This is a genomic window from Agromyces sp. CCNWLW203 (assembly GCF_036576125.1).
GTDB lineage: Bacteria > Actinomycetota > Actinomycetes > Actinomycetales > Microbacteriaceae > Agromyces.
Genome location: NZ_JAZHYX010000009.1, coordinates 95,526 through 119,855 on the forward strand (window position 1 = coordinate 95,526; position 24,330 = coordinate 119,855).

The window sequence follows — 24,330 nt, forward strand, 5'->3', positions numbered from 1 at the left end:
GGGCGGGAGCTGGCGTGTCACTCTCTACCTCCAAGTCGACCGAAGCAGCGCGCGACGTCTCGGCGGTCGCCGCGACAGAGCAATCCGAGCGCACGTACGTGCTCGACACCTCGGTGCTGCTGTCCGATCCGAAGGCCCTGTTCCGCTTCGACGAGCACGCCGTGGTGCTGCCCGTCGTCGTGATCACGGAGCTCGAAGCCAAGCGGAACGACCCCGAGATCGGCTACTTCGCCCGTCAGGCGCTGCGCATCCTCGATGAGCTGCGCATCGAGCACGAGCGCCTCGATTTCCCCATCCCGGTCGGCGATGGGGGATCGCTCCGCGTCGAGCTGAACCACAGCGACCAGAGCGTGCTGCCGTCGGGGCTGCGGCTCTCCGACAACGACTCCCGGATCCTCGCCTGCGCGCTCAACCTCGCCAACGACGGGCTCGCCGTCACGGTCGTCTCGAAGGACCTGCCACTGCGCGTCAAGGCCGCCTCGATCGGCCTCGACGCCGCCGAGTACCGGCACGAGCTCGCGATCGATTCGGGCTGGAACGGCATGGACGAGCTCGACCTCGGCTCGAACGACATGGCGAAGCTCTACGAGCACGAGCACCTCACGATGCCCACGGACCTCGGGCAGCCGATCAACACGGGGCTCGTCATCCACTCCGACCGCGGCTCGGCGCTCGGCCGTGTCGTGGGAGAGCGCGAGGTGCGGCTCGTGCGCGGCGACCGCGAGGTCTTCGGGCTGCACGGCCGCTCGGCCGAACAGCGGCTCGCGATCGACCTGCTGCTCGATCCCGAGATCGGCATCCTCTCGCTCGGCGGCCGGGCCGGCACGGGCAAGTCGGCGCTCGCCCTCTGCGCGGGCCTCGAGGCGGTGCTCGAGCGGCAGCAGCACAAGAAGATCATGGTGTTCCGCCCGCTGTACGCGGTCGGCGGGCAGGAACTCGGTTACCTGCCGGGCGACCAGGGCGAGAAGATGAACCCCTGGGGCCAGGCGGTGTTCGACACGCTCGGCTCGGTGGTCTCCGACAACGTGCTCGAGGAGGTCGTCGAGCGGGGCATCCTCGAGGTGCTGCCCCTCACGCACATTCGCGGACGCTCGCTGCACGACGCGTTCGTGATCGTCGACGAGGCGCAGTCGCTCGAGCGCAACGTGCTCCTCACGGTGCTCTCCCGCATCGGCCAGAACTCACGCGTGGTGCTCACGCACGACGTCGCCCAGCGCGACAACCTGCGGGTGGGTCGCCACGACGGCGTCGCGAGCGTGATCGAGACGCTGAAGGGGCATCCGCTGTTCGCCCACATCACGCTCAGCCGCTCGGAGCGCTCGGCGATCGCGGCGCTCGTCGCCGAGATGCTCGACGGGCACGAGCTGGCGTAGCGGGAGGAGAACGCTGGATCGGGAGGACCCTTCGGCGGAATCGGTCCTCCCGAAACGCCGATCTCCTCCCGGCGACACCGCAGCGCGGGTTTCGAGCAACTGGGGCCCGAGAGATCAGCCGTAGAGCTTCGCGTCGTACGCGGGCCCGTAGTACGCGTCGAGCGCCTCGACCGATTCGTTCGGGCGCTCGAGGGTCTGCGCGATGACCGCGCGGCGGGGCGCTGCCTCGGGGTTCCAGCTCTCGGGCTTCCACGTCTGCGACCGCAGGAACGCCTTCGAGCAGTGCGAGAAGATCTCCTCGATCGCGACCTCGAGCACGAGGGCCGGTTCGTGCCCGCGCACCTGCAGGCGATCGGCGTACGGCGCATCGCGGAGGATTCGGCCGCGGCCGTTGATACGCAGGGTGTCGCCGCGGCCCGGAATGACGAAGAGCAGGCCGACGTGCGGGTTCTCGAGCACGTTGTGGAAGCCGTCGGCACGGCGGTTGCCCGGCCGCTCGGGAATCGCGATCGTCGTGTCGTCCAGCACGAGCGCGATGCCCGCGGGGTCGCCCTTGGGGGAGACGTCGGCGTTGCCGGCGGCATCCGCGGTCGACACGAAGCAGAGTGGGGATGCCGCGAGCCACTGCCGGTCGAGTTCGTGCAGTCGAGCGCGCGACTTGTCGCGAGCGGCAGGCAGCGGGTGGCCGATGATCTCCTCGAGTTCGGCGACGGTCGTGACGGTGGTGCCTCCGTGGTCCATGGCTCCAACCTACGCCCGTGCTTCGTGGCGGTCGGAGCGGGGAGCCGGGAACGGGTGCGTTGCCTCGGCTATCTCTATATAGCTAGAGTTCGAGCATGGAACCCCTCAGTCGCATCACCGACGCCACGGTCGACGTGCTGCAGTCGTTGCTCGATGCACCCGGCCCGAGCTGGGGGCTCGCCCTCGTGAAGGCGTCGGGCCGGCCGGCCGGCAGTGTCTACCCGATCCTCGAACGACTCGAGCGAGCGGGCTGGCTCGAGAGCGAGTGGGAGCAGGATGCCGCGCGGCCCGGGCCGCGACGCCGGTACTACACCCTGAGCGAGGGCGGCGCGGCGGCGGCCCGGCAGACGATCGCCGCTCGAGCGGCCCGCGCCGCGGCCGGGGCATCGGGCGCGAGCGTGCGGGTCATGCCGGTCGTACCCGCCGCTGCTGGAGGAGCCGCATGAGCGGGCGCATCACGCGCGGCGCGCTGGCCATGGCCGTGCGGCTGCTGCCCGACGCCCGGCGCGAGCGCTATCGCGAGGAGTGGTCGGCCGACCTACGGGATGCGCCGGCCGCGGGCGTGCCGACCTCGCAGCTCGTCGCCGGCGCGTTCGGCGTGGTGCTGCGCACCCCGCGCTCGCCCGAGGCGTTCGGACTCTCGCAGGGCTCGCTCGCCGGCAGGCGCTTGCGCTGGTCGGCCGCCTGGATCGCCGCCGCGGCCACCCTGGCCCTCGGGAGCATGTTCACGAGTCCGTTCCTCGACGGCGGCGCGTTCGGCCAAGCGCGCTCGATCGTGCTCGCCGTCGTCGCGCTCGTCGGGGGCGTCGGGCTGATCTGGCTCGCCGCTGCCTTGCACGGACTGCTCGCGCAGCGCAGGGCCGCCCTCCGGTGGACGGTGAGCCTCGGCATTCTCCTCCTCTCCGTACCGGTGCTCGCAGCGCTCGCCTTCACCGTGATGCCGATGATGATGCTCGGCGGCATGGTCGCCGGCGTCGTTACCCTCGTGTTCACCTGGGCGCTGCCGGCCGACACCGATCCCGAACGTCGACGCACCTGGCCCGGTCTGCCCGCACGCCTCGGCACGCGTGCGACGGCGCTCATCGGTGCGCTCGTCGTGCTCGGCGGCGCCGCGTTCGCCGTCGTGCACATCCTCGTCTGGAACCCGCTGTCGAAGGTGCCGGGACTCGCCCTGCCGGAGCTCTACGCCCAGATGGCGGACCGGGGCGAACCCGCCGGTGCAGCCGTGGCCTGGGCCGTCGTCTGGGGCGCGACGTGGGGGCCGCTCGGGCTGCTCTTCCTCGCGACCGCGATCTTCGGCAACCGCGGCATCCTGCGCCGCCTCGACGCCCGTCGTATCGCCCGGGCGACGCTGGTGGCCGTCGCCGCCATCGGCTTCACGCAGTGGGTCGCCGGATTCTCGATGGGGATGTCGGTCGCCGACGCGTTCGCTGTGGGCGGCGGCGACAGCGCGCTCAGCGGGTTGCTGCTGACGGTCGTGGCGACCGGCGCCGGCCTCATCGTCGCGCTGCGCGTGCTGCCACCGGCATCCGTCGCCGCCGCGTCTCCGGCGACCCGCTGAGGCGTGCCCTGCCGGGGTCGTGCGCCACGCGCAAGGGGTTCCGCACGCGGGGGGCGAGTGCTTCGCTGAGGGCATGGCCCTTCGTCCTGTCTCGTCGGACGCGCTCCGAGCGGTCTCCTACGATCGTGAGCGACGTGTGCTCACGGTGCAGTTCGAGTCGGGGTCGCTGTACGAGTACTTCGAGGTCGAGCCTGAACTCCACGACGAATTGCTCGCCGCCCAGCCGCATCCGTGGCAGGTCGTCGGCGACCGGGTGAAGCGGCACCGGTTCCGCCGTCTCACCTGAACGGTGCTCCGATTTCGCGGAGTGCTCGAAGGCTGCGAGGCTGATCGCATGGCGATCAGGCGTGCGGTGCTCTTCGACGTGGACGGCACCCTCATCGACGCCTTGGCCGGGCAGCGGCGCATCTGGCACGAGTGGGCCGAACGATTCGACCTCGACCCGTCGCTCGTGTACGAGACGGCGCTGCGCACCCGACCGGTCGACACCGTGAGCGAGCTGCTCCCGGGGCGAGACCCGCTTCCGCTCGTCGCCGTGTTCGACCAGCTCGAGAACGTGGAGGCCGAGCACGGGCCGCTCACCGGCATCGACGGAGCGGCGCTGCTCCTCTCGGCGCTCGAGCCGAACACCTGGGCGCTCGTCACGTCGAACGCCGAACGACGGGTGTCGGTGCGCTTCCGGAGGCTCGGGCTGCCGTTGCCCGGCGTCATCGTCGACAACCTGGCGACCCGCGCAGGCAAGCCGTCTCCCGACCCCTACCTGCTCGCAGCACATCGCCTTGGCGTCGACCCTCGCGACTGCCTCGTCATCGAGGACGCCCCGTCGGGCGTCGCCGCAGGGCTCGCCGCCGGCATGACGGCCTGGAGCGTCAACGGCGAGTTGCCGGTCGGGGGCGCCCATCGCCATTTCCGTACGCTCGCCGACGCGGCGGACGACATCCTCGGTTTCCTCGCGGGCCACGACGTGCACGCGGCATCCGTCTGACGCTTCGACCTCGGCGACGACGAAGCGCCCCGCCGGATCGGCAGGGCGCTTCGGTTCGGTTGAGGTGCCGGGCGACTACTTCGCCTGCGGCGGACGCGTCATCGACAGCAGGTCGAGCGCCGTGTCGAGCTGCTCGATCGTGAGGTCGCCGCGCTCGACGTAACCGAGATCGATGACGGCCTCGCGCACGGTGATGCCCTTGGCGACCGAGTGCTTCGCGATCTTCGCGGCCGCCTCGTAGCCGATGAGCTTGTTGAGCGGGGTCACGATCGAGGGCGACATGCCCGCGAGGGCGGTCGCGCGCTCGACGTCGGCCTCGAGGCCGTCGATCGTCTTGTCGGCGAGCACGCGCACCGAGTTCGAGAGCAGTCGGATCGACTCGAGGAGGGCGGTGCCCATGACCGGGATCTGCACGTTGAGTTCGAACGCACCGGATGCACCGGCCCACGCGATGGTCGCGTCGTTGCCGATGACCCGTGCGCACACCATGAGCACGGCCTCGGGGACGACGGGGTTGACCTTGCCCGGCATGATCGAGGAGCCCGGCTGCAGGTCGGGGATGCGGAGCTCCCCGAGCCCGGTGTTCGGGCCGGAGCCCATCCAGCGGAGGTCGTTCGAGATCTTCGTGAGGCTCACGGCGATCGTGCGCAGCGCGCCCGAGGCGTCGACGAGCCCGTCGCGGTTGGCCTGGGCCTCGAAATGGTCGGCGGCCTCGGTGACCGGCAGTTCCGTCTCGGACTGCAGGAGCGAGATGACGAGCTGCGGGAAGCCGGCCGGCGTGTTGATGCCGGTGCCGACGGCGGTGCCGCCGAGCGGAACCTCGGCGACGCGGGGGAGTGCCGTGCGAACGCGCTCGATGCCGAGGCGGATCTGGCGGGCGTAGCCGCCGAACTCCTGGCCGAGGGTGACGGGCGTGGCGTCCATGAGGTGCGTGCGGCCGGCCTTGACGACGCCGGCCCATTCGACGGCCTTCGCCTCGAGGGCGACCGCGAGGTGATCGAGCGACGGGATGAGCTCGTCGATGAGCGCCGCCGTCACGGCGATGTGGACCGAGGTCGGGAAGACGTCGTTCGACGACTGCGAGGCGTTCACGTGGTCGTTGGGGTGCACCGCGCTGCCGAGCTTCGCCGTCGCGATGGTGGCGAGCACCTCGTTCATGTTCATGTTCGAGGAGGTGCCAGAGCCGGTCTGGTAGACGTCGACCGGGAAGTGCTCGGTATAGCTGTGAACGCCCGCGATGACCTCGTCGGCCGCGTCTTCGATCGCCTTCGCGATCGCGGGGTCGAGCACGCCGAGCTGCGCGTTCGCCTGCGCGGCGGCCTTCTTGATGCGTGCGAGCGCCTGGATCTGCTGCGGCTCGAGACCTGCGCCCGAGATCGGGAAGTTCTCGACGGCGCGCTGCGTCTGCGCCCGGTAGAGCGCCGATGCGGGGACCCGCACCTCGCCCATCGTGTCGTGCTCGATGCGATAGTCGGCGGCGTTGTCCACCACGGTGTGTTCCCTTCGATGTGCGTGCCGGATGTCCCGGCCTTGCCGCTCGTTCGGTCGGCTGGAGCGTCAGCCCGAACCGATCAGACCGAGCCGACGACGATGTCGGTCTCGACGCGACCCTCGAAGAGTCGGTAGTTCGCTCCGACGATAGCCAGCGTACCCGCTGCGATCGCGTCGCTGATCATCTCGGAGGAGGCGACGAGCTCGGTCACGGTGTTGCGCAGGTGCTCGCGGCCGACGAAGCCGGTGTCGACGTGCGCCGGGTCGACCGGTTCGTCTGCGGCGCCTCCGGCGACCTTGCGCACGGCGGGCACGATCTTCTCGACGAGGCCGGCGATGTGCACCGGCAGCGGGGCCGCGTCGGAGGCTTCGGAATCGATGGCGGCGCGCACCGCGCCGCACTCGTCGTGCGCCAGCACGATGACGAGCGGCACGTGCAGGAGGCCGACCGCGTACTCGAGCGAGCCGAGCGCCGACGGGGTCACGACCTGACCGGCATTGCGCACCACGAACGCGTCGCCGAGGCCCACGTCGAAGATGATCTCGGCCGCGAGGCGCGAGTCGCTGCATCCGAAGATCGCGACGAGTGGTCGCTGCGAGTGCGCGAGCGAGGCACGGCGGTCGACGTCTTGGCGGGGGTGGAGCGGCTTGCCCGCGACGAAGCGGGCGTTGCCGCTGCGGAGCTCGCGCCAGGTCTCGGCCGGAGTCTGCGGGAGTTCTTTCGGCTTCGTGGTCACGTGGTGCCCTTTCAGTCCTGCGCCTCGATCGTCGGCGTGAGCGCCGACGCGAGCGTCTCGAATTCTTCGGGTGTCGCGGTGCCGAGCAGCACGAACGTGCTGCCGCCGGCTTCGGTGGTGAGACCGTAGCGGGCGTTGCCGACGTCTTCTGGTGACTCGCGGTTGTCGTAGACCGTCCACTCGACGCCGTCGATCGTGGTGGTGCCCACGGCGAGGGTGCGGGCCAGCAGCCCGGCGACCCACGTGGGGTTCGCGTCGAGGCCCTGGTAGAGCCCGATGAACTCGTCGCCCGGCGTGAGGTAGCCCACGTACCAGGCGGTCACCTCGTCGGCCTGGCTGACGCGGAGCTCGGCGGCGTTGGCGCGCCAGCCCTCTGGCAGCTCGGGCACGGCGAGCGGGTCGACGCTCGCGGCCTGCGCCTGCTCGGCGAGGGATGCCACGTCGACGTCGCGCTCGATGGGGGTGTCGCTGCGCGGCACGAGCAGCACGATGACGAGCATGATCGCGAGGCTCGCGCCGAGCGCGAGCAGGAGGTTGCGCAGCGTCTGGCGCTGGCGATGCTTCAGGGAGTTCTCGGCCTTGCGGGCCGCCGTCTCCTCGGGGGTCTCGGGCCGGCCGAGTTCGGCGACGACCCGGGGTGCGCGCTGCGCCATCAGCGGTCGCCGCTGTCGTCGGAGGCCGCGCGCGACGAGCCCGCGCGGGCGGCCTCGAGGCGCGCCTTGGCGCCGATGAGCCATTCCTCGCAACGTGCGGCGAGGGCCTCGCCGCGCTCCCACAGCGCGAGCGACTGCTCGAGCGTCGCCGAACCCTGCTCGAGCTCGCCGACGACCTGCACGAGTTCGTCGCGCGCCTGCTCGTAGCTCAGCTCGGAGACATCGGTGGGGGAGGGCATGAGGTCCATTCTATTCGGCGGGGCCGACAGCCCCGCCCCGTGCCGCGATCGCCTCGGGCCCAGGCTCGGGCCCGGGTTCGGCAACGAGGTCGTGCACTGATGGAACGGCGCCGCGGGAGACCGCTGCGAACGCCCCCTCGGCGAGCGTCACGGTCACTTCGGCACCGTCGGGCGCCGCCGCCGGACCCCGCACCACGTGTCCGTCGGCGCCCTGCACGATCGCGTAGCCGCGGTCGAGCGTGGCCTGCGGCGACAGCGCCCGCAGGTGCCCCCGCAGCTCGGCGACACGGTGGGTCTGGCGGTCGATCGTGCGCTCGACGAGTTCGGCGCCGCGCGCCACCCATCGGGTCAGGTCTTCGGCGCGGCGGTCGACGATCCACGAGGTCTCGGCCAGCGCGGGGCGCGACCGCAGGTGGCCGATGCGATCGATCTCGCGGGAGAGGATCGCCTGCAGCCGCATGCCGAGCCGGGCGCGGGCCTGCTCGACGCGCACGAGCTCCTCGTTGACATCGGGCACGACGCGCTTCGCGGCATCGGTCGGGGTCGAGGCACGCAGGTCGGCGACCTCGTCGAGGAGCGGCCGGTCGGCCTCGTGCCCGATCGCCGAGACGATCGGAGTGGAGGCCGCTGCAGCCGCCCGCACGACGCGCTCGTCGCTGAACCCGAGCAGGTTCTGGAAGTCGCCGCCGCCCCGGGCGACGATGATGACCTCGACCTGCGGGTCGGCGTCGAGCCGCTCGATCGCCGCGACGACCTCCGAGACGGTGCGATCGCCCTGCACGGCGGCGTGCACGACCCGGAACTCGACGGCGGGCCAGCGCAGCCTGGCGTTTCGCAGCACGTCTTTCTCGGCGTCGCTGTCTTTGCCCGTGATGAGGCCCACGACCCCCGGCAGGAACGGCAGTCGTCGCTTGCGACCGGCGTCGAAGAGCCCCTCGGCCGCGAGCTGGGCGCGAAGGCGCTCGAGCCGCTCGAGCAGGTCGCCGAGCCCGACGTGCTTCAGTTCGAAGACCTGCATCGAGAGCGAGCCGCCCTTGACCCACCAGTTGGGCTTGACGAGGGCGATGACCCGGTCGCCCTGCTTGAACTGCTCGTCGAAGCGCGCGCGCACCGACGACCACACCTGGAAGGAGAGGGTCGCGTCGGCGTCGAGGTCTTTGAGCTTGCCGTAGACGTTGCCGCCCGAGACCCCCCACTGGGTGATCTCGCCCTCGACCCACACCGTGCCGAGGCGATCGATGTACTGCTTCAGCTTGCCCGAGAGGAGCGCGACCGGCCACGGAGCATCGCGTGTCGCCGGTGCATCCGTCATGAGGCCTCTCAAGCCGCTCGCCCAGCTTCCGCCGCGTAGGATGGGAACCGTGACGAGCACTACGGAATCCCCGCGAATCGGCCTTGGCATGCCCCGAGTTCCGGGCGTGCGCGGCCGGCTCAAGGATAACCCGGTCCCCGGACAGAAGCGGGTGCTCCTCGCGGCCCCGCGCGGCTACTGCGCGGGCGTCGACCGCGCCGTCATCGCGGTCGAGAAGGCGCTCGAGCACTACGGCGCCCCGGTGTACGTGCGCAAGCAGATCGTGCACAACATCCACGTCGTCACCGAGCTCGAGGCGCAGGGCGCGATCTTCGTCGAAGAGGTCGACGAGGTGCCCGAGGGCGCCCACATCGTCTTCAGCGCGCACGGCGTCTCGCCGGCCGTCGTGAACGCCGCCGCCGACCGGGGCCTCCACGCGATCGACGCGACGTGCCCGCTCGTGACCAAGGTGCACCGCGAGGCCGTGCGCTTCGCGCGCGACGACTTCGAGATCCTGCTGATCGGCCATGAGGGCCACGAAGAGGTCGAGGGCACGGCGGGCGAGGCGCCCGACCACGTGACGATCGTCAACAGCCCCGACGACGTCGACAACATCGTCGTGCAAGACCCCGACAAGGTCGTCTGGCTCTCGCAGACGACGCTCTCGGTCGATGAGACGATGGAGACCGTGCGCCGCCTGCGCGAGCGGTTCCCGAACCTTCAAGACCCGCCCTCCGACGACATCTGCTACGCCACCCAGAACCGCCAGGTCGCGATCAAGAAGGTCGCTCAAGACGCCGACCTCGTGATCGTCGTGGGATCGGCCAACAGCTCCAACAGCGTTCGCCTCGTCGAGGTCGCACTCGAGTACGGCGCGAAAGCCGCCTACCGGGTCGACTACGCGAGCGAGGTCAAGCAGGAGTGGCTCGACGGTGTCGAAACGGTCGGCGTGACGAGCGGGGCATCCGTACCCGAAGAGCTCGTGAAGGAGCTGCTCGACGCCCTGTCCGACGCGGGCTACGGTTCGGTCGCCGAAGTGAAGACGGCCGAGGAGGACCTCATGTTCTCGCTGCCGAAGGAGCTGCGCAAAGACCTGCAGGGCAAGACCGACGAGCGCGCGCTCGGCGGCCGAGGTCGCGCGCAGCGCTGATCAGACCCGACGAGCGGATGCCGCGTGGCATCCGCCGTTCACGCCGCGCGACACGGGCGAGCGGATGCCGCGGCTCACGCGTTCCGCCATCGGCGAACTTCGCTCGTCGACGGCGGATTCTGGTGCTCCCGGTGATGGAGTGAGCGCTCACTCCGCGTAATATCGCCCGCATGATCTCGACCACCGAGCGAACGACGCGCGCGAGGCCGATGCCCGTCGAGGAGCGGCGATCGGCGATCGCGCACGCGACCCTGCCGCTGCTCATCGCCCACGGCCGCGACGTCACGACGCGGCAGATCGCCGAGGCATCCGGTGTCGCCGAGGGCACGCTGTTCCGCGTGTTCGACGACAAGGAGGCGATCATCGACGCGGCGGTCGAGCACTACCTCGACCCCGAGCCGTTCCGTGCGGCGCTCCGCAGCATCGACCCGTCGTTGCCGCTCGAGCTGAAGGTCGAACTCGTGCTCGCCCGATTCCTCGACCGGTTCAGCGGCATCTTCGGGGTCTTCGCGGCTCTCGGCGGCCGGCCCCGCCCGCCGGCGCAGAACCTCGAGATCCTCACGGGCATCTTCGACGAACTGCTCGCCCCCGACCTCGAGGCGCTGCGCGTGCCGCCCGCCCAGGTCTTCAAGTTCGTGCGGCTCGTCGCGTTCTCGTCGGCCATGCCGCAGTTCGCCCCGACCATCGGACTCGACACCGGCGAGCTCGCGCACCTCATCGTGCACGGCATCGCGGCGCAGGCGGGCGAGTCTGCGCACGCGGCATCCGCTGCTCCGGCTGTCGATGCGATCGCCGAACCGATCGTCCCGACCGCCCCGACCATCTCGACCAGCCCGATGGGAACCACACCATGTTGATGAAACTGCTGCGCCGGCATCTCCGGCCGTACTGGGCTCTGCTCCTCGGCGTCGTCGTGTTCCAGCTCGCGCAGTCGATCGCCTCGCTGTATCTGCCGACGCTGAACGCCGACATCATCGACGACGGTGTCGCCACGGGCGACACCGGCTTCATCATCTCGACGGGCGGGGTGATGCTCGCCATCACGCTCGCCCAGGTGGCGTGCGCCATCGCCGCGGTCTACTTCGGCGCGAAGGCGGCGATGGCGTTCGGCCGGGATCTCCGCGTCGCCGTGTTCCGCAAGGTCGCCGACTTCTCGGAGCAGGAGGTCTCGCGCTTCGGCGCGCCGAGCCTCATCACGCGATCGACGAACGACGTGCAGCAGGTGCAGATGCTCGTGCTCATGTCGTGCACCATCCTGGTGTCCGCGCCGATCCTCGCGATCGGCGGCGTGATCATGGCGCTTCGCGAAGACCTCGCCCTCTCGTGGATCATGGTCGTCGCGGTACCCGTGCTGCTCGTCTCGGTCGGGCTCATCATCAGCCGCATGGTGCCGCTCTTCCAGTCGATGCAGAAGCGCATCGACGGCGTGAACCGGGTGCTCAGGGAGCAGCTCACCGGCATCCGCGTCATCCGGGCCTTCGTGCGCGAGGGCGTCGAGAGCGAGCGCTTCGACGAGGCCAACGACGCGCTCACCGACACCGCGCTGAAGGCGGGGCGCCTCTTCGCGCTCGTCTTCCCGGTCGTCATGCTCGTGCTGAACGTCTCGAGCATCGCGGTGCTCTGGTTCGGCGCCTACCGCGTCGAAGACGGCTCGATGCAGATCGGCTCCCTCACCGCGTTCCTCAGCTACCTCATCCAGATCCTCATGGCGGTCATGATGGCGACGATGATCGCATTCCTGCTGCCCCGCGCAGCTGTCTCGGCCGGCCGCATCGGCGAGGTGCTCGAGACGTCGTCGAGCGTCGTCGATCCCGAGCAGCCGGTCTTCGCGCTCACGGCGCCCGGCACCGTGGAATTCCGCGGCGTCGACTTCGCGTACCCCGGCGCAGAGGAACCCGTGCTGCACGACCTGAACTTCGTGGCCGAACCCGGGCAGGTCACGGCGATCATCGGTGCCACCGGCTCGGGAAAGACGACCATCGTCAACCTCGTCGCGCGCCTGTTCGACGCGACGGGCGGCACCGTGCTCGTCGGCGGCGTCGACGTGCGCGAACTCGACCCCGAGGTGCTCGGCGCCCAGCTCGCCCTCGTGCCCCAGAAGCCCTATCTCTTCGCCGGCACCGTCGGCTCGACGCTGCGCTACGGCGACCCCGACGCGAGCGACGCCGAGCTCTGGAGCGTGCTCGAGACCGCACAGGCGCGCGACTTCGTCGCCGCGATGCCGGGTCAGCTCGATGCGCCCATCGCCCAGGGCGGCACGAACGTCTCGGGCGGGCAGCGACAACGACTGTCGATCGCCAGGGCCCTCGCGAAACGACCGCCGATCTACCTCTTCGACGACTCGTTCTCGGCCCTCGACACGGCGACCGACGCACGCCTGCGGGCGGCGCTGTCACGCACGGTGTCGGAGGCCACGATGATCGTCGTCGCCCAGCGCGTCGCCACGATCGTCGGCGCCGACAAGATCCTCGTCGTCGAAGACGGCCGCATCACGGCGCAGGGCACCCATGAGGAACTGCTGGCGAGTTCCGAGGCGTACGCCGAGATCGTCGAGAGCCAGCTGAGCGTGGAGGAGGCGGCATGAGCGCGTCGCAGGGAAAGTCCCAGGAGCCCGCCGAGTCGCAGGGCACGCAGGCGGCTGCAACACCCTCGACCGCTCCGGCTCGCCCGGTCGGCCCGCCCCGGCGCGGCCCGATGGGCGGCGGCCCGATGGGCGGCATGGGCATGCCCGCCGAGAAGTCGATGAACTTCTGGCCGTCGGCCAAGCGCCTGCTGCGCCGGCTGAAGCCCGAGCGGGCGCTCGTGGCGGCCGTGGTGCTGCTCGGCGTCGTCAGCGTCGTCTTCTCGGTGCTCGGCCCGAAGATCCTCGGCGAGGCGACGAACATCATCTTCGAGGGCTTCCTCTCGTCGCAGATGCCCGCCGGCGCCACGCAGCAGCAGGTCGTCGACCAGTTGCGCGCCTCGGGCGACACCCAGCAGGCCGACATGGTGTCGTCGATGAGCCTCGTGCCCGGGCAGGGCATCGACTTCAGCGCACTCGCAACGGTGCTGATCTGGGTGCTCGCGCTGTACGTGCTCGCCTCGCTCTTCAGCTGGGCGCAGGGCTACGTGCTGAACGGCGTGACCCAGCGCACCGTCTACCGGCTGCGCCAGGAGGTCGAGGACAAGCTCCACCGCCTGCCGCTCTCGTACTTCGACAAGATGCAGCGCGGCGAGCTGCTCTCGCGCGTCACGAACGACATCGACAACGTCTCGCAGTCGCTGCAGCAGACGATGAGCCAGTTGCTGACCTCGCTCCTGACGGTCATCGGCGTGCTCGTCATGATGTTCGTGATCTCGCCGCTGCTCGCCGCGATCGCGCTCGTGACGATCCCGCTCACGATCCTCATCACGACGGTCATCGCCAAGCGCTCGCAGAAGCTCTTCGTCGCGCAGTGGGCCCACACCGGCACGCTCAACGCGCAGATCGAGGAGGCGTACTCGGGCCACGCCCTCGTGCGCGTCTTCGGCCGTCGCCGCGAGGTCGAGCGCGGTTTCGACGACGAGAACGACCAGCTCTACGAGGCGAGCTTCGGCGCGCAGTTCGTGAGCGGCATCATCATGCCCGCCATGATGTTCGTCGGCAACCTCGTCTACGTCGCGATCGCGGTCGTCGGTGGGCTCATGGTCGCCGCGGGCGGCATCAGCCTCGGCGACGTGCAGGCCTTCATCCAGTACTCGAGGCAGTTCACGCAGCCGCTCAGCCAGCTCGGCTCGATGGCGAACCTCCTGCAGTCGGGCGTCGCGAGTGCCGAGCGGGTCTTCGAGCTGCTCGATGCCGACGAGCAGGTGCCCGATCCGGTCGAGCCCGAGGCGGCGGCGCCCGCGAGCAACACCGAGGGTGCGGCATCCGGTCGCCTCGTCTTCGACGACGTGTCGTTCAGCTACGACCCCGAGAAGCCGCTCATCGACGGCCTCTCGCTCACCGCGGAACCGGGGCAGTCGATCGCGATCGTCGGCCCCACGGGCGCCGGCAAGACGACGCTCGTGAACCTCATCATGCGCTTCTACGAGCTCGACTCCGGCCGCATCACCCTCGACGGCGTCGACATCACTCGAATGACGCGCGACGAGCTGCGCGGCCGAATGGGCATGGTGCTGCAGGACACCTGGCTGTTCACGGGCACGATCCGCGAGAACATCGCCTACGGGCGACCGGATGCCTCGGAGGACGAGATCCTCGAGGCGGCCCGGGCGACCTACGTCGACCGCTTCGTGCGAACGCTGCCCGACGGCTACGACACAGTGCTCGACGACGAGGCGTCGAACCTCTCGGCCGGTGAGAAGCAGCTCATCACGATCGCCCGCGCGTTCCTCGCGCAGCCGGCCGTGCTCATCCTCGACGAGGCGACGAGCTCGGTCGACACGCGCACCGAGCTGCTGCTGCAGCACGCCATGAACGCCCTGCGGAAAGACCGCACGAGCTTCGTGATCGCGCACCGGCTCTCGACGATCCGCGACGCCGACCTCATCCTCGTGATGGAGGACGGGCACATCGTGGAGCAGGGCACCCACTCCGAACTGCTCGCGGTCGGCGGCGCCTACACGCGACTGTACGAGGCGCAGTTCGCCGCACCGGTCGACGCAGCGGTGCTCGTCGACGACGCCGATGCCGGTGGCGCGGCCCCGACCACGGCCACTGGCGGCATGGAGACGGTGCCGGAGGGCGCCGCGAGCTGACCGGATGGGCCGAGCGCCCGAAACGACGAAGTCCGCCCTCCGATGCGCTCGGAGGGCGGACTTCTCGATTCGATGCGGCGTCGCCGCCGAGCTACGCGGCGGTGGGTGCCAGCGACCGCAGGAACTCGGGATCGCTCGCGAAGACGAGCGTGCCGACGATGACCACGACGATGAACGCCGCGACGCCCGCGACCAGCGGGATCCACCAGGCCAGGCGGCCGGCCCGCATGCGAGCCCGCGACCACAAGAGCGCCCCGATCCACAGCGCGAGCTGCAGGGCGATGCCGACGAAGACGAACGTGGGCACCGCGGGCCCGGGAACGAAGTCCGCCGGGGCGTCGATGCCGAGCATCGATGCCGACAGCTTCGCCGACTCGAGCGCGGTCGCCGGCAACTGGAAGATCGACAGGCTGTTGTAGAGCGCGCCGAACACGCCGAAGACGAGCAGCGTGATCGTCCACATGCGATCGATCGGGTGGGCGCTGGCATTGCCGTCAGCGCCGGATCGCGAGGCGGCCGCGGGTGCCGCGGGCGACATGGCTGCTGCTGCGGCGTTCTGCTCGGCGTTCGCGGCGGCGGTGCGCTCATCGACCGGCGGCGTCCACGTCCACCCCTCGGGGGCGTACTCGCCGTATTGCGGACGAGGCCGCTCATCGCGCGGCGCCGCCGCGGCGGGCGGGGTCGCCGCCGCACCGTGCGTCGTGCCGGCGCTACCCGACTCGTCGGGCGTTCGAGCGGCCTCGTGCTGCGACATCCGTGCCCTACGCGCTGATCGACTGCGCGGCGGAACCGAGCTGACGCGTCGACTCGCCGACGCGAACGGCCATGGCCGTCTCGGCGACCTTGCCCCAGGCGCGCGGGTCGTACTGCTTCTTGTTGCCGACGCTGCCGTCGACCTTCAGCACGCCGTCGTAGTTCTTCAGCATGTAGTCGGCGACGGCGCGCGTGTACGCGTACTGCGTGTCGGTGTCGATGTTCATCTTCACGACGCCGTTCGCGACGGCTTCGGCGATCTCGGCGTCGGTCGAGCCCGAGCCGCCGTGGAAGACGAGGTCGAGGGGCTTCGCGGACGTACCGTTCGCGCCCTTAATTCCATACCGTGCCGCAAGGCCGTCCTGGATCTCCTTCAGGAGGGACGGGCGCAGCTTCACGTTGCCGGGCGCGTAGACGCCGTGCACGTTGCCGAAGGTGAGGGCGGCCATGTAGCGGCCCTGCTCGCCGAGGCCGAGGGCCTCGACGGTCGCGATCGCGTCGTCGAGCGTCGTGTAGAGGGCGTCGTTCGAGCCCTCGTGCGCCACGCCGTCCTCCTCGCCGCCGACGACGCCGATCTCGACCTCGAGGATGGCGTTGATCGCCTTCATGCGGGGGAGGATCTCCTTCGCGATCTCGAGGTTCTCGTCGAGCGGCACGGCCGAGCCGTCCCACATGTGGGACTGGAAGATCGGGTTGCGACCGGCCTTGACCTCGGCCTCGGAGGCCTCGATGAGCGGGAACACGAAGTCGGCGAGAGCAGGCTTCGGGCAGTGGTCGGTGTGCAGCGCGACCGTGATCGGGTAGTTCTTGGCGACCTCGTGGGCGAAGCGCGCGAACGCGAGCGCACCGGTGGCGCGGGCCTTGACGGTATGGCCGGCGAAGTAGTCGGCGCCGCCGGTGGTGACCTGGATGATGCCGTCGGAGCCCGCCTCGGTCAGGCCCTGCAGCACCGCGTTGAGCGTCTGCGAGGAGGAGACGTTGAAAGCCGGGAACGCGAAGCCCTTGGCCTTCGCGGTGTCCAGCATCTCGGCGTACTGCTCGGGGGTGGCGATGGGCATGGTGCTCCTTCGAACGACAACGGGGTTGGGCTCGAGTCTACCGACTTGCCGAGGGGTGCTCAGGTGTCGGATGCCGCGCCGCCCGCGGCACGGCAGGATGGACGCGTGCCGACCGACCAGACCGACCAGACCGATCAGCTTCGCCTCGCCGAACTCGGGCTCGTCGACGGCTTCCGCCGTGCCACGGCCCTCGCCGCCCTCGCCGCATCGCCGCTCGTCGGCTCGGGCGACGGCCACGCGATCGACGCGCTCGCCGTGCAGGCGCTGCGGGCGGCGCTCGGCGATCTCGACGTCGACGGGGTCGTCGTCGTGGGCGAGGGGGAGAAGGACGAGGCGCCGATGCTCTTCGTCGGCGAGCGGTTCGGCCGCGGGAGCGGTGACGGCGGTGACGGCGGTGACGGCCGCGCGCCCGTCATCGACCTCGCCGTCGACCCCGTCGACGGCACCCGCCTCGCGGCGGCCGGTGCGCCCGGTGCGATGGCCGTGCTCGCCGTCGCGCCGCGAGGCGCACTTGCAGCCCTCGGTGCAGCCCACTATCTCGAGAAGCACGTCACGTGGATTCCGAATGCCCCGGCCGGCGCATCTGTCGGGGAACTCGTCGCCCGCATCGCCGCAGCACGGGGCGTGCCCGCTTCCGAAGTACGGGTCGCCGTGCAGGAGCGGCCGAGGAACGAGGGCTTCGCCGCCGAAGCCCGGGCCGCAGGGGCATCCGTCGAGCTCTTCGTGCACGGCGACGTGGAGCGGAGCCTCCGCGCGGCCGGCGGCGACGCGGGGCTCGACCTCGTCTCGGGCATCGGCGGCGCGCCTGAGGGCGTGCTGACCGCAGCGGCCGTGCGGGCGCTCGGCGGCTCGATGTGGGCGCGGCTCGCGCCGCAGTCGGCGGCCGAGCGTGAACGGGTGGCCGCCGACGGTCTCGACCTCGCTCGGGTGTGGACGCTCACCGGTCTCTGCGGAGCGCCGGCCTGGGTGTTCCTCAGCGCCGTGACCGAGTGTGCACCCGGCGGCGTGGTGTTGCCCGGCGTGCGGACCGTGCCCGGCGGTGCGCTCGTGAGCACCTGGCATGCGGGGCCGGGCATCGAGGCCGAGGCCGCCGAGATGCGACTGGGGTGAACCGAGCGCCGGCTTAAGAATGCACATTCTTTCATCGCCGTCGACCTGAATTCGGGCGAGATCGGCGGTCGTGCTGCATAGGCTGGATGCAAGTTCCATGGCCGCCCGACTGGCCGGCCGCCCAAGCGTCCGGGAGGACCCTCGATGGTGAGCACCGATACGGCAAGCCTGTTCTTGCACCCCGACCGAAACATCGCGATCGAACTCGTGCGTGCCACCGAGGCCGCGGCGATCCGTTCCTACCCGTGGATCGGCAAGGGCGACAAGCTCGGCGCCGACGGCGCTGCGGTCGACGCGATGCGCGCGTTCCTCGGCACGGTCGACTTCGAGGGCGTGGTCGTCATCGGCGAGGGCGAGAAGGACGCCGCACCCATGCTCTTCAACGGCGAGCGCGTCGGCACCGGTCGCGGCCCCGCGTGCGACATCGCGGTCGACCCGATCGACGGCACCTCGCTCACGGCCGCCGGTCGTCACAACGCCCTTTCGGTCATCGCCGTCTCCGATCGCGGCACGATGCTCGACGCCTCCTCGGTCTTCTACATGGACAAGATCGTCACGGATGCCTCGGGCATCGGGGTCGTCGACATCCGGAAGCCCATCGGCGAGAACCTGCGCGCGCTCGCCGCGGCGAAGGGCAAGGACATCAGCGAGCTGCGCGTCGCCGTGCTGAACCGCGAACGCCACGAGCAGCTCATCGCCGACATCCGCGAGGCGGGCGCCGGCACCCGCCTCATGAGCGACGGTGACGTCGCCGGCGGCATCAACGCGGCTCGCTACGAGTCGCGCATCGACATGTGCGTCGGCATCGGCGGCAGCCCCGAGGGCATCACGACCGCCTGTGCGATCAAGGCGCTCGGCGGGTTCATGCAGGGCGTGCTCGCGCCGAAGGACGACGCGGAGCGCGCTCGCGGCGAGGCCGCCGGCCTCGACTGCGACCGGGTCTACGAACTCGACGACCTCGTGCGCGGCGACAACACGTTCTTCGTCGCCACCGGCGTGACCGACGGCGAACTGCTCGACGGCGTGCGCCGCAAGGGCCCCGTCGTGCGCACCGAGTCGATCGTGCTGCGCGGCAAGTCGGGCACGATCCGTCGCATCGTGGCCGACCACCTCGTCGAGAAGTGGCTCGTCGGCGACGTGCTCTGATGCTCGAGCGCTGGTGCTCGCGCACGTGCTCGTGTCGGCGGCTGTTGCCATGATGGACGAGTGACTGCCGCCGCTCGACTTCCGCGCGCCCTCCGACCCTTCGGATCGCGCCAGTACCGGCTGCTGACAGCAGCACTCGCGGCGTCGCTCCTGAGCGCCGGCGCGTGGATCGTCTCGGCCGTCTGGCAGGTCGTCGAACTCGGCGGCACGCCCGTCGACCTCTCGTTCGTCGCCGTCGGCTCGAGCCTCGGCCTCGTGCTCGCGGTGCTCTTCGGGGGCGTCGCCGCCGACCGCATCCCGCAGCGGCGCATCCTCCTCACCGTCGAGGTCGTGCGGGGCGTCGCGTTCTCGGTCGCGGCCGTGCTCGCCGCCACCGGGCTGATCGAGGTGTGGCACCTGGCCGTGCTCTCGTTCGTGCTCGGCCTCGCCGACGGCTTCTTCTACCCGGCCTACTCGGCGTGGCTTCCCGCCATCCTGCCCGAGGGGCAACTGCTCGCCGCCAACGGCATCGAGGGGGTGCTGCGTCCCTCCGTGATGAACGCCGCCGGCCCTGCGGTCGCGAGCGCCCTCATCGCCGTGCAGGGGCCGTGGCTCGCCTTCGCCGTGATCGCGGGGCTGCAGGTCGTCGCGGCGGCGGTGCTGGGCGTGATGCGCACGACCCCCGTGCGCCGGGTGATCGACGGGCCGCCGGTGCATCCGGTTCGCCAGACCTTCGTCGACCTGCGCGACGGCTTCGCCTACCTGCTGCGCACGAAGTGGCTCCTCGCGACGCTGATCTTCTCGATCCTGCTCGTCTTCGTCATCATGGGCCCGATCGAGGTGCTGCTGCCCTTCGCCGTGAAAGACCAGACGGGCGGCGGCGCCGGTGCGTTCGCCCTCGCGCTCGCCGCGTTCGGCGTCGGCGGTGCCGTCGGATCACTCGCCGTCGCCTCCATGCGACTGCCACGGCGGTACCTGACGCTCATGATCCTGGCCTGGGGCTTCGGATGCCTCCCGCTCGCGATCATCGGGTTCACTTCGTGGCTCTGGGTGATGGTCGTCGCGCTGTTCATCTGCGGTCTGCTCTTCTCGGGGGCGAGCGTCGTGTGGGGCACGTTGCTGCAGCGGCGCGTGCCGCCGGCGATGCTCGGCCGGGTGTCGAGCCTCGACTTCTTCGTCTCGCTCGCCCTCATGCCGATCTCGATGGCCGTCGCCGGCCCGGTGGGGGAGTGGATCGGCATCGCGCCGGCCTTCCTCATCGCCGGGCTCGTGTCGCCGGTGCTCGCGATCGGCACGCTGGCCCTCGCCCGTCTCGGCAAAGACGAGCTGGCGCATCCGCTCGACGCGATGGTCGATGCCGAACCCGTGACCGGTGCCGGGGCAGCGGCCGGATTCGAATCACCGGTCGACGAGCCGCACGACCGCGGCGACTCGCCCGGCGAGACGGGCGCGCGGGTCTGACCCGTTGCAGCCGTGAGGCCGGCGCCCGCTGTCGCAGGGCCGGCCTCACGGTGGCGAGGTCAGCGGCCTGCGCGTCGCAGGCCGCCGACCTCGGTGTCACTGGCAGCTGGCGGCGTCGTAGGCGGCGCTCACCGCCGCGGTGACGGGTCCACCGTCCTTCGTGGCCTGCACGGCGAGCTCGACCGTGCCGGCGGGCACGGCGACCGTGCGCGTGGAGAACGCGTGCACGGCGTTCTTGCCCGGTGCGACCTCGGCGAACGACTTGCTGCCGTACGGCGACTCCATGTCGATCGACACCGGAACCTGCTCCCCGTTGGCGGCGCGCACCGTGACCACGACCTTGCCGGCGATGCAGCGCGTCGCCGCGACCGCCGTCACCTCGAGGCCGGTGGGCTCGGGGAGGTCGATGACCCAGCCCTGGTCGACCAGCCCGCCGAAGACATCGGTGACCGTGCGGTCGCCGAAAGTCGGGGCGACGTCGCCGCCCGTGAGCGAGACCGTGATCGGCGCCTCGGGGGTGCCGTAGCCCCAGAACGGCGTCGTCGAGTCGGCGCAGCTCGTGCCCGATGCCAGGTGCACGCTCGCGCCGGCGGCGAGCTCCGCGGTGCGGAACTGCTCGAGCGACGAGAACGGGCGCTCCGCGGTGCCGTCGCCCGCGGTCTCGGCCGAGCAGTCGAGATGCACCTCGTCGAGCTTGCCGGGGTCGCTGGCGAGCTGTTCGTAGAGCGCGAGCGTGGCGAGCGAGTACGGCGCACGCGCCTGGTCGATCGACACACGGAACTTCTGGGCCGTCACGGTGCTCGGCAGCGTCACGATGCGACTGACACCGATCGTGCCGGCCTTCGCCACCTCGACCCAGGCTCCGTCGACCTCGGCGTCGATCGAGAACGCCTCCACGACTTGGCCGTGTTCGAGCACTCCCTCGCCGAGTTGGATACGGCGCACGGCCTTCGGCGCGCCGAGATCGATCGTCACCTCGCCGGGCTCCGCCGTCGCACTCAGCCACGACGAGCGGGTGTCGCCGTCGGTGATCGCCGCAGAGGTCGCGTCGCCGACCGAGACCGGCAGACCCAGCGCGTGGTCGCGCGTGAACGCCTTGCGGCGTTCAGTTGCGAAGCCGTCGAGTGCAGTGACGGATGCCGGTGCGAAGGACCCGGTCGTCGTCGGCGGGGTGTTCAACAGCATCACCGAGTTGCGCCCGGTGGTGTTCAGGTAGTGGCCGAGCAGAGACGACGGTGACTTGGGCGTGTCGGTCGGGTGCGCGAACCAGCCCTGAGTCAGCTTCATGTCGGACTCGGTGGGCCACCAGTGCAGGGCGTTCGCCCCACTCGCGACGGCCGCCTCGAGGGCTGCCGCAGAACCGACCTGCTCGAACGACCCTCCATCGACGGCGCCGATCTTGCCACCGTCGCCGGCGTCGGTGATCGCGACGGGCGCCCACTCATCGAGCCGTGCGGTGCCGTGTTCGTTGCCGACCCAGCGAACATCGCGGCCGCCGACGGCGACGACCGCACTGGGCTGGAGGTTCGAGATCAGGTCGTAGAAGGCCGGATAGTCGTAGAACTCCTGCTTGCCGGTGTTGCCCGATGAGCCGTCGAACCAGACCTCGTCGACCTGGCCGTACTCGGTGAGCACCTCGTAGAGCGTGTTGAGGAAGTAGCTGCCGTAGTCGGTGGCCGAGTACTCGAACGTCGGCATCTCCGTGCCAGCGCGATCGTCGCCCTCGACGAGGGTCGGGATCGTGCGCGGGGTCTTCGCGCTGCCATTGCCGAACACGCCGAACTGCTCCTCGTGCGAGTCGGCCGGCGACATGTAGAGCCCCACCTTCATGCCGTACTTGCGCGCGGCATCCGTGAACTCGCGCACGATGTCTCCGTCGCCGTTCTTCCACGGCGTCGCGCCCACGTCGTAGTCGGTGTAGCGCGAGGGGTAGAGCAGGAAGCCGTCGTGGTGCTTGAGCGTCAGGATCGCCATGCGGTGGCCGCTGTCGCGCAGGGACTTCACCCAGGCGTCGACGTCGATCTCACCGGTGGGCTGGAACCGCGAGAGATCCTCCGTGCCGTGTCCCCACTCCTGGTTGTAGAAGGTGTTGATGCCGAAGTGGATGAAGGCCGTGAGCCCGAGCTCCTGCCACGCGAGCTGCTGCTCAGTGGGGCGCACGAGTGCCGCCTTCGCGAGCAGGTTCGCCGGGCAGTCGGCCGAGGTGACCTGGATGTAGTTGGCCGGCGACAGATCGCCGAGCGGCTCGCACGGCATCGGCTCGTCGAGCTCCTGGTAGTCGAATGCCGTGCCGTCGAAAGCGGCGTCGAGGAGCGCGAATCGGGCGCGATCGATGCTCCCCTTGAATCCGCGGTTGCCGATGGCGGGCACCTCGTTGCCGAGCGCGAGGGTCGACGTCGTCGCCTGATTGCGCGTGGCGGGCGCCGCGCCGACGACCTCAGGCAGTTCGCGGCCGTCGAGCCAGGCGATGACCCTCGTCTCGGATGCACCGGGCACGTAGGCGAGCGAGAGAATGTGCGGCTGGCCGCTCGCCGGAAGGGCGACCTTGCTGAGGTAGTCGTGCCAGGTGCCGTTGATCAGGGCACTGAACCCGTACTGGAGACCGTCGGAACGATAGCGAGCAGTGAGGTTGCCGCCGACGGCGGCCACCGTCGCGAGGTCCGCCTGTGCGCCCGAGGCGGTGAACTCCGTCTCCACCACGAAGGCGCGGTCGAGGGATGCCCCGGTGAACAGGTTCTCGGTCGACGTGAAGTCGGCGGCCTGATTGCCGCCGCCGACGTTCAGCAGGCCGCCGGCGATCGTCGCGGTGCTGCGAAGCGCGAGCGTGCCGTCGAGGTGCTCACCCGTCGCCGGCGTGTACGCCGAGGCCGCCGTCGTTCCGTCGAACCGCAGGTCGAGCAGGTTCGTCGTGATCGGCTCGGGCTGGTACTCGAAGAGCTCAGGGTCGTAGGCGGCGATGTCGCCGAGAACGCGCACCTTGGCGAGGTCGCCCTTCAGGCCGCGAGACGCGCCGGAGGCGTGAACTTCATGACCGAACCCGAACGCGTTCACCGCCGAGGCGCTGACGCCGACCGCAGCATCGGCCGTGACGGCCGCGAGCTCGTCGCCGTCGAGCCAGAGGTGCATCTGAGCACCCGAGTCGCCCTGCAGGTACTGGACCGACAACTGGTGGGCCACGCCGACCGCCGGGAGCGGCGCCTCGGTGCGGTGCGATGACCAGCTCGTTCCGTCGTACGACTCGAAGCCGTAGACCAGCTTGCCGCCCTGCACGCGGGCGAAGAGGTTGCCCGCCGCAGAGAAGATCGTCGCCATGTCGCTCTGCACGCCGGTCGGCGTGAACTCGACCTCGGCGAGGAACCCGGTCGTCGGCGTCGAGCCGCCGATCGCGAACTCGGATGCCTCGTAGCGGATGCCCTGGGTGCCGCCGGCGAGCCGCACGCCGCCGCCCGGCAGTTGCTCTTCGCCGCCCGCGGTGCGGCGCACCGTGCCGCGCATCGATTCGCCTTCGGTCGTCGTGTACGCCGTCGTGTCGACGAGCGAACCGCCGAAGCGGATGTCGAGGTCATCGCCCGGGGCCGCGGCGGCGATGCTCGCCGGTGCGAGCCCGGCGACGATCGTGCCGACGGCCGCGACGATCGCGAGGAATCGACGCGGCCGTTTCGCCGAGGTGCGGGGTCGTGGTGCCGGAAGGGTCGCTCGTCGCATGATCAACGTCACTCCATCGGTTCGTTGTGGCAGCGTGGCTGCGTTCATCCCGCAGAGTATTGGATATTCGATCTTCATACAACCACCTAAAGAAAGTGGAGGGTTGGGGCTGAGCTGCGGCTGCTGATCGCGAATGGTGCTCGTGTACGGGGGTCGACGCCGGCCCGTCGCCGTGCGA

Annotated in this window: 21 protein-coding genes; 12 read left to right on the top strand and 9 right to left on the bottom strand. The window is 70.4% G+C overall.

Annotated elements, in window-relative coordinates; translation table 11 throughout:
* Positions 1-14 precede the first annotated feature (14 nt).
* A complete protein-coding gene (locus VPH61_RS18225) occupies positions 15-1,373 on the top strand; it encodes a PhoH family protein (RefSeq protein WP_332064935.1) in 1,359 nt (452 codons plus the stop codon).
* Positions 1,374-1,487: 114 nt separating this feature from the next.
* Here the strand turns inward: VPH61_RS18225 and VPH61_RS18230 are convergent, their stop codons facing one another.
* Positions 1,488-2,114 carry an MSMEG_1061 family FMN-dependent PPOX-type flavoprotein gene (locus VPH61_RS18230; protein ID WP_332064936.1) on the bottom strand — a complete coding sequence of 209 codons (627 nt, stop codon included), beginning with the start codon at positions 2,112-2,114 and terminating at the stop codon, positions 1,488-1,490.
* Positions 2,115-2,209: 95 nt separating this feature from the next.
* Here VPH61_RS18230 and VPH61_RS18235 point away from each other — a divergent pair, with 95 nt between their 5' ends.
* The 4 genes from VPH61_RS18235 (at position 2,210) to VPH61_RS18250 (ending at position 4,660) form a co-directional block, all read left to right on the top strand.
* Complete coding sequence (locus VPH61_RS18235; protein ID WP_332064937.1) at positions 2,210-2,560, top strand: PadR family transcriptional regulator; 351 nt, start codon at positions 2,210-2,212, stop codon at positions 2,558-2,560.
* The gene (locus VPH61_RS18240) at positions 2,557-3,675 is read left to right on the top strand and encodes a hypothetical protein (protein WP_332064938.1); all 1,119 of its coding nucleotides are present in this window, start codon (positions 2,557-2,559) and stop codon (positions 3,673-3,675) included. Before VPH61_RS18235 ends, VPH61_RS18240 begins: the two co-directional genes overlap by 4 nt.
* Positions 3,676-3,748: 73 nt before the next feature.
* Positions 3,749-3,961, top strand: a complete 213-nt coding sequence (locus VPH61_RS18245; protein WP_332064939.1) for a KTSC domain-containing protein — start codon at positions 3,749-3,751, stop codon at positions 3,959-3,961.
* Between the two features lie 48 nt (positions 3,962-4,009).
* Positions 4,010-4,660, top strand: coding sequence for an HAD family hydrolase (locus VPH61_RS18250; RefSeq protein WP_332064940.1), 651 nt, complete (start codon positions 4,010-4,012; stop codon positions 4,658-4,660).
* Positions 4,661-4,735: 75 nt separating this feature from the next.
* Here VPH61_RS18250 and VPH61_RS18255 read toward each other — a convergent pair whose 3' ends face one another.
* From VPH61_RS18255 to xseA, 5 genes are all read right to left on the bottom strand, one after another.
* Positions 4,736-6,151, bottom strand: a complete 1,416-nt coding sequence (locus tag VPH61_RS18255; RefSeq protein WP_442879128.1) for a class II fumarate hydratase — start codon at positions 6,149-6,151, stop codon at positions 4,736-4,738.
* An 80-nt stretch (positions 6,152-6,231) separates the two neighbouring features.
* The gene (locus VPH61_RS18260; RefSeq protein ID WP_332064941.1) at positions 6,232-6,888 is read right to left on the bottom strand and encodes a carbonic anhydrase; all 657 of its coding nucleotides are present in this window, start codon (positions 6,886-6,888) and stop codon (positions 6,232-6,234) included.
* An 11-nt stretch (positions 6,889-6,899) separates the two neighbouring features.
* Positions 6,900-7,541, bottom strand: a complete 642-nt coding sequence (locus VPH61_RS18265) for a DUF4245 domain-containing protein (protein ID WP_332064942.1) — start codon at positions 7,539-7,541, stop codon at positions 6,900-6,902.
* Positions 7,541-7,789: an exodeoxyribonuclease VII small subunit gene (locus tag VPH61_RS18270; protein WP_332064943.1), complete on the bottom strand. Its 249-nt coding sequence runs from the start codon at positions 7,787-7,789 to the stop codon at positions 7,541-7,543. Before VPH61_RS18270 ends, VPH61_RS18265 begins: the two co-directional genes overlap by 1 nt.
* Before the next feature lies 1 nt (position 7,790).
* Positions 7,791-9,092, bottom strand: a complete 1,302-nt coding sequence (xseA, locus tag VPH61_RS18275; RefSeq protein ID WP_332064944.1) for an exodeoxyribonuclease VII large subunit — start codon at positions 9,090-9,092, stop codon at positions 7,791-7,793.
* 88 nt (positions 9,093-9,180) lie between these two features.
* Between xseA and VPH61_RS18280 the strand changes: the two genes are divergently transcribed.
* The 4 genes from VPH61_RS18280 (at position 9,181) to VPH61_RS18295 (ending at position 14,940) form a co-directional block, all read left to right on the top strand.
* Complete coding sequence (locus VPH61_RS18280; RefSeq protein ID WP_332064945.1) at positions 9,181-10,221, top strand: 4-hydroxy-3-methylbut-2-enyl diphosphate reductase; 1,041 nt, start codon at positions 9,181-9,183, stop codon at positions 10,219-10,221.
* 170 nt (positions 10,222-10,391) lie between these two features.
* Entirely contained in the window at positions 10,392-11,078 is a 687-nt protein-coding gene (locus tag VPH61_RS18285) for a TetR/AcrR family transcriptional regulator (RefSeq protein WP_332064946.1), read from the top strand.
* On the top strand, positions 11,072-12,805 hold the full coding sequence (locus VPH61_RS18290; protein ID WP_332064947.1) for an ABC transporter ATP-binding protein: 1,734 nt from the start codon (positions 11,072-11,074) through the stop codon (positions 12,803-12,805). The genes VPH61_RS18285 and VPH61_RS18290 overlap by 7 nt, the downstream gene beginning before the upstream one ends.
* Positions 12,802-14,940 carry an ABC transporter ATP-binding protein gene (locus VPH61_RS18295; RefSeq protein ID WP_442879129.1) on the top strand — a complete coding sequence of 713 codons (2,139 nt, stop codon included), beginning with the start codon at positions 12,802-12,804 and terminating at the stop codon, positions 14,938-14,940. Before VPH61_RS18290 ends, VPH61_RS18295 begins: the two co-directional genes overlap by 4 nt.
* Before the next feature lie 91 nt (positions 14,941-15,031).
* Here VPH61_RS18295 and VPH61_RS18300 read toward each other — a convergent pair whose 3' ends face one another.
* Complete coding sequence (locus VPH61_RS18300; RefSeq protein WP_332064948.1) at positions 15,032-15,694, bottom strand: DUF6264 family protein; 663 nt, start codon at positions 15,692-15,694, stop codon at positions 15,032-15,034.
* A gap of 7 nt (positions 15,695-15,701) precedes the next feature.
* Positions 15,702-16,751, bottom strand: a complete 1,050-nt coding sequence (gene fbaA / locus VPH61_RS18305) for a class II fructose-bisphosphate aldolase (protein WP_332064949.1) — start codon at positions 16,749-16,751, stop codon at positions 15,702-15,704.
* Positions 16,752-16,856: 105 nt separating this feature from the next.
* Here fbaA and VPH61_RS18310 point away from each other — a divergent pair, with 105 nt between their 5' ends.
* From VPH61_RS18310 to VPH61_RS18320, 3 genes are all read left to right on the top strand, one after another.
* Complete coding sequence (locus VPH61_RS18310) at positions 16,857-17,861, top strand: fructose-bisphosphatase class II (RefSeq protein ID WP_332064950.1); 1,005 nt, start codon at positions 16,857-16,859, stop codon at positions 17,859-17,861.
* A gap of 144 nt (positions 17,862-18,005) precedes the next feature.
* On the top strand, positions 18,006-19,007 hold the full coding sequence (gene glpX / locus VPH61_RS18315; RefSeq protein ID WP_332064951.1) for a class II fructose-bisphosphatase: 1,002 nt from the start codon (positions 18,006-18,008) through the stop codon (positions 19,005-19,007).
* A gap of 60 nt (positions 19,008-19,067) precedes the next feature.
* Complete coding sequence (locus tag VPH61_RS18320) at positions 19,068-20,447, top strand: MFS transporter (protein ID WP_332064952.1); 1,380 nt, start codon at positions 19,068-19,070, stop codon at positions 20,445-20,447.
* Positions 20,448-20,543: 96 nt separating this feature from the next.
* Here VPH61_RS18320 and VPH61_RS18325 read toward each other — a convergent pair whose 3' ends face one another.
* The gene (locus tag VPH61_RS18325; RefSeq protein ID WP_332064953.1) at positions 20,544-24,152 is read right to left on the bottom strand and encodes an alpha-L-fucosidase; all 3,609 of its coding nucleotides are present in this window, start codon (positions 24,150-24,152) and stop codon (positions 20,544-20,546) included.
* Between the last annotated feature and the right edge of the window lie 178 nt (positions 24,153-24,330).